Raw genomic sequence first — 4,140 nt, forward strand, 5'->3', positions numbered from 1 at the left:
GAATGTCCTGTCTACCGTCCGGTTAGGTATGGAAGTCCTCAGGCGACCAGACTACGAAATTATAACTCAACACCTCTTAGCTGCGGCTGTGGTTCTAGCCCAGCAGCTCTTAAAAGAGGGCTATGCATTGGCGGATTTATGAGGGGATCTCTCAGGGTTGCGCATAAGATAGACACGCCGACTGCGCTTGAAAACCTAACCTCGAGAGTTCACGCCGATAGATTCGCATGTTTGCTGATGTTACCCGATGTTAGTGAAATGACGCCTTATATTGACAGGCTACATCGCCAATGTAATCAGTATTTGCAACGGTACGATGGAGAGATTACTTGTTCGGTGGGCGTCGCGGTGTTTGGCTCGGATGGAGAAGACACCACTGCTTTGATGACAGCCGCGACACGGGCATTGAACGAAGCGAAGAAGCATAAAAATGCCGTTGCTTATCACGATATTCATCTAACGGAAGAGGCTCAAAAACGACAAAACCTCGTCTATGATCTTCGCCAAGCCATTGATAATAATAATATTGACATTGTTTTTTCAGCACAGTATCGCTTGACGTCTGGAGAGTTAACCGGCCTAGAGGTGTTGGCAAGATGGACACACGACCAATATGGCAATATTCCCCCGAGTGTGTTCATTCCCCTGGCTGAAGAGCAACATTTTTGCGAGGACTTAACCGCACTCGTGTTACAAAAAGCGGTCAAACAACTTAATGAAACTCAACTGCTAGGCAATGCAGTTAAACGGGTATCGGTTAATATCTCCGCGGTTGAATTTAACAGTGTAGATGCAATAGCACGTATCGATACCTATTTACAGGCGAACCCTGAATTTGCTCGTTACCTTTGTCTCGAGATCACCGAAACAGCCGCATTAGATGACATCATTGAGTGTGCGCGGGTGGTCGATATCCTTAAACGTCACAATGTTACTTTCTCGATCGATGACTTTGGTGTCGGCTATACTTCGCTGAGTATTTTTAATCGGATCAATGTTGATGAAATAAAAATTGATCGTACTTTCATCCAAGCGATGGAAACAGATCACCGCGCTAAGGCGATTACCGCAGGCATTATTGGCATTGCCAAGGGGCTAGGTATTCATGTGGTCGCTGAAGGCGTGGAGACACATGCTCAGCTTATATTATTAAAGCAGCTAGGTTGTGAATACGCGCAGGGCTTCTATCTTGGATATCCCGCGCCTTTGAAGCAATTAGTAATGACTCGGTCCGTTTAACCTCAAAAGCGTTTTTACAGAGCTAACAAGCGCGAGCAGGTGCTCGCGCTTTTGGCTGACATTGGTTCGCGCTTCTCGCGCTTCTCGCTCTTACGCTGTGGCGAATTTGTAGGTGCGATAGCCACCTAGCAAGTTGCGCGCTTTAAAGCCATTGTTGACTAACTGGCGATAGGCGACGTTACCGCGTAAGCCGACCTGACAGTAAATCAAAATTTCTTTATCTTTGGGCAGTTCATGAATGCGTCCGCGTAGTTCGTCGACCGGGATATGGATATCGCCTTCGATATATTCACCGTTTTCCCGCTCTGGGGCATTACGCACATCCAAGAGTACTTGGTCATCATGTAGTGTCGCTAAGTCGTGGTAATGAATCGCCTTAGCGTCACCCTTAATGAGATTCGTTGCCACAAACGCGGCTTGGTTGATCACATCTTTGGCACTGCCGTAAGGTGGCGCGTAAGTCAACTCTAAGTGTTGAAGCTGCTCGACTGTCATACCAGCACGCTGCGCGACCGCCATGACATCAATGCGTTTATCAATGCCGTCTTTGCCCACTGATTGTGCGCCTAAAATGGCGCCTGTGTCGGGTGCGAATAGCATTTTAAACGAGACAATTTCTGCGCCCGGATAGTAACCCGCATGACTGGCCGCGTGAACATAGACTTTTTGGTAATCAATGTTGGCCTGTTTAAGCTGCTTCTCGTTTTGGCCCACTGAGGCAACGGCCAGATCAAAAATCTTACAAATGGCGGTACCTTGGGTGCCGAGATAATGCTCGCTGCTTCCTAGCATGTTGTCAGCGGCCATGCGTCCTTGACGGTTCGCTGGGCCAGCCAGTGGCACCAGCGTCGGCTTGTGAGTGACAAAGTCGATTTCTTCGACCGCATCGCCGACCGCATAGATATCGGGATCTTGGGTCTGCATGGTGCTGTTGACCACAATCCCGCCTTTTTCACCAATCGCGAGGCCCGCTTGTTGCGCCAGTGTGACTTCAGGTTTAACCCCGACGGCCATGATCAGCAATTCAGTATGCAGCGTATCGCCGTTATTCAGCGTTAAGCTCAGTGACCCTTCCAAGTGCTGCGGCTCGCTGGGCTCACCGGCGTCATCGCTGGCAATGTGTGTGGTTGGAATGTATTCGGCCGACGCCAAGGCCGTCCCCAAGCGTAAATCAATGCCATGATCGCGAATGCTCTGGTGGGCAAAGCCGGCCATTTCACGGTCGACCGGCGTCATCACCTGATCGGCCATTTCTAAAAGGGTGGTTTCAATGCCACGCTGATGCAGCGCTTCCATCATCTCAAGACCAATAAAACCTCCGCCAACGACGGTCGCGTGACTAGGGTTATTCATCTCGATGGTGTGAAAAATCGCATCCATGTCTGGGATGTTGCGTAAAGAATGCGTGAGTGGGTTATCTAAACCTGGGATCGGCGGCATAATCGGCGCCGCGCCTGGGCTTAATAGTAATTTATCGTAGCGCTCTTGATAGGTGCTGCCATCGGCACGAGTCACCGTGACCGTTTTGTTTTCGCGATCAATGTCACTGACGGTGCTATTGATACGCACATCGACATTAAAACGTGCACGAAAACTATCTGGCGTTTGTAGCAAGAGCTTACTGCGATCAGTGATATCGCCACCGATATGGTAGGGCAAGCCACAGTTGGCGAACGAGACATAGGGGCCGCGTTCGAACATAATGATCTCAGCGTCTTCGGTCAAACGGCGTGCACGAGCTGCAGCAGAGGCGCCACCGGCGACGCCCCCAATAATTACTATTTTGGTCATTTTGACTCCGTTAAGCGTGACGTAATCCAAGTTTTTTTAGGACAAAGGCTGCCGGACAAATCCCTGTAAACGCGCTTTGAATGAGGTTTGCGCCCATGAAGACAGTGAGCCAAACAAATTGGCTATGAACGGTGAGAGTAAGCACCACAGAGAGCAGCACCATGCTGCCAGCGATCACGCGAACTGCATTTTCAATTGTCATTGTAAAACTCCTTTACATATCTATTGCACCGTTGCAACCACACGACTGACGTTAGTTGTCTTCGATGCGTGTCCAGTTAAATGGATTATATCCAGCACTGACTTCACTGTAGTTGCTATGTTTAGAAAAGTCTAATAATAATCCATCTAAATTAGAGTTGACTAAATAACTATTAGCGCTAAGCTAAAGGAAGTCCTTATAACAGGAGCCAAAAATGGTGGTTCAGACGGGGTTATATGCAAAAGGTGATGTGCCTAATATGGACATTGATGCGATGCGACAACAAGCGTCGAAAGCGACGACGTTGCTGAAGGTGATGGCTCATCCTGAGCGCCTGGTGGTGTTATGCCAACTACTGGCTGGAGAGACCAATGTTGGGCAGTTGCAGCAAGGTTCGAGTCTCAGTCAGTCGGCGTTTTCTCAACACTTAAGCGTGCTAAAGCGTCATCAATTGGTGAGTGTACGTAAATCGTCACAGCAGGTATTTTATCGCTTACGAGATCCCAATGTCGCGGATATTATCGCCACGTTACAGCGTATTTATTGTCCATAAGGTTTGGCTTTGCGATGCCATCGCTAAGACCACCGCAACAAGGAACGGCTATGCGAAATGAACAGCCTCAAGGCCCGCTTATTACCCGTGTGATGAACAGTTTTTTCCCGCCTATTTTAATTGTGTTGGCGCTTTTGGTGGGGGCTGCTGCGCTATGGCTCACGCCCAAAGAGGAAGATCCACAAATTGTGGTGCCAATGGCCGATGTGCTGATACAAGCGCCGGGACTAAATGCGCAACAAGTAGCCAAGCAAGTCACTCAACCGCTCGAGAAAAAAGTCAGTCAGATTGATGGGGTGGAGTATGTTTATTCCACCACGAAAGCAGGATCAGCCGAGTGACCGTGCGCTTTTAT

The 4,140-nt window shown here is 49.0% G+C and carries 4 protein-coding genes and 2 pseudogenes; 4 read left to right on the plus strand and 2 right to left on the minus strand.

The genetic code is table 11. The features are described from left to right. Window positions 1-142: pseudogene (locus DZ54_RS24975) on the plus strand (IS4 family transposase); the annotation flags it as partial. Then, on the plus strand, window positions 139-1,239 hold the full coding sequence (locus tag DZ54_RS22375; RefSeq protein WP_081721688.1) for a putative bifunctional diguanylate cyclase/phosphodiesterase: 1,101 nt from the start codon (window positions 139-141) through the stop codon (window positions 1,237-1,239). The pseudogene DZ54_RS24975 and the gene DZ54_RS22375, both read left to right, overlap by 4 nt. Window positions 1,240-1,329: 90 nt before the next feature. Here DZ54_RS22375 and DZ54_RS0115285 read toward each other — a convergent pair whose 3' ends face one another. Together DZ54_RS0115285 and DZ54_RS0115290 are read right to left on the minus strand one after the other, a co-directional pair. Beyond that, the gene (locus DZ54_RS0115285; RefSeq protein ID WP_025675005.1) at window positions 1,330-3,030 is read right to left on the minus strand and encodes an FAD-dependent oxidoreductase; all 1,701 of its coding nucleotides are present in this window, start codon (window positions 3,028-3,030) and stop codon (window positions 1,330-1,332) included. Between the two features lie 10 nt (window positions 3,031-3,040). After that, a complete protein-coding gene (locus DZ54_RS0115290; RefSeq protein WP_025675006.1) occupies window positions 3,041-3,232 on the minus strand; it encodes a YgaP family membrane protein in 192 nt (63 codons plus the stop codon). A 214-nt stretch (window positions 3,233-3,446) separates the two neighbouring features. Between DZ54_RS0115290 and DZ54_RS0115295 the strand changes: the two genes are divergently transcribed. Next, on the plus strand, window positions 3,447-3,785 hold the full coding sequence (locus tag DZ54_RS0115295) for an ArsR/SmtB family transcription factor (RefSeq protein ID WP_240472759.1): 339 nt from the start codon (window positions 3,447-3,449) through the stop codon (window positions 3,783-3,785). 50 nt (window positions 3,786-3,835) lie between these two features. After that, window positions 3,836-4,123, plus strand: a pseudogene (locus tag DZ54_RS0115300) (efflux RND transporter permease subunit); the annotation flags it as partial. Window positions 4,124-4,140 lie beyond the last annotated feature (17 nt).

It is taken from the genome of Salinivibrio socompensis S35 (assembly GCF_000513715.1).
In the GTDB taxonomy this organism is placed as follows: Bacteria; Pseudomonadota; Gammaproteobacteria; order Enterobacterales; family Vibrionaceae; genus Salinivibrio; species Salinivibrio socompensis.

Excerpts from the sequence above, each read along its gene's own strand:
- DZ54_RS22375 (WP_081721688.1), top strand. The coding sequence starts at position 139 with ATGAGGGGATCTCTCAGGGTTGCGCATAAGATAGACACGCCGACTGCG.
- DZ54_RS0115285 (WP_025675005.1), bottom strand. The coding sequence starts at position 3,030 with ATGACCAAAATAGTAATTATTGGGGGCGTCGCCGGTGGCGCCTCTGCT.
- DZ54_RS0115290 (WP_025675006.1), bottom strand. The coding sequence starts at position 3,232 with ATGACAATTGAAAATGCAGTTCGCGTGATCGCTGGCAGCATGGTGCTG.
- DZ54_RS0115295 (WP_240472759.1), top strand. The coding sequence starts at position 3,447 with ATGGTGGTTCAGACGGGGTTATATGCAAAAGGTGATGTGCCTAATATG.